This window comes from bacterium (genome assembly GCA_020440705.1).
In the GTDB taxonomy this organism is placed as follows: domain Bacteria; phylum Krumholzibacteriota; class Krumholzibacteriia; order LZORAL124-64-63; family LZORAL124-64-63; genus JAGRNP01.
In genome coordinates this window covers 1-519 of sequence record JAGRNP010000397.1, presented here as the reverse complement: position 1 = coordinate 519, position 519 = coordinate 1, and the positions used below count along the sequence as shown (strand labels likewise).

The 519-nt window shown below is 67.4% G+C and carries 1 protein-coding gene; it reads left to right on the top strand.

The window, feature by feature from the left end; all coding sequences use genetic code 11:
- Positions 1-20 precede the first annotated feature (20 nt).
- Entirely contained in the window at positions 21-476 is a 456-nt protein-coding gene (gene purE, locus KDM41_18990) for a 5-(carboxyamino)imidazole ribonucleotide mutase (GenBank protein MCB1185512.1), read from the top strand.
- Positions 477-519 lie beyond the last annotated feature (43 nt).

The window sequence follows — 519 nt, the reverse complement described above, 5'->3', positions numbered from 1 at the left end:
CCGATTCGGATTTCGACACCATGTCGGCGTGCGTGAAGCAGTTGAAGGCCCTAAGCATCGAACACGACGTGCGCGTTTTGTCGGCCCATCGCAGCCCGGACGAGACGATCGCTTATGTCCGCGACGCGGAGAAAAACGGATTCGGCGTGATCATCGCGGCGGCCGGCGGAGCGGCCCATCTGGCGGGCGTTTGCGCGGGGGCATGTTCGCTGCCGGTGATCGGCGTGCCCATGGACGCCACGCCCCTGGGCGGGTTGGACGCCCTGCTGGCGACGGTGCAGATGCCGCCGGGCGTGCCCGTGGCGACGGTGGCGGTGGGCAACTTCGGCGCCCATAACGCGGCGGTACTGGCGGCGCAGATTCTGGCGGTGGGCGACGAAGCGCTGGCGGCCAAGATGCGCGAGCACAAGCAGGCCATGCGCGAGAGCGTCGACAAGAAAAACGCCAAGCTGCAAGACAAGCTCGGCCGGCTGTAGGCCTACCGTGCCGTTACGCCGCGTCGTCCTCCGCCCCAAAACT

Bases quoted from the DNA above. Each gene is read 5' to 3' on its own strand.
- purE (MCB1185512.1), top strand. From the start codon at position 21: ATGTCGGCGTGCGTGAAGCAGTTGAAGGCCCTAAGCATCGAACACGAC.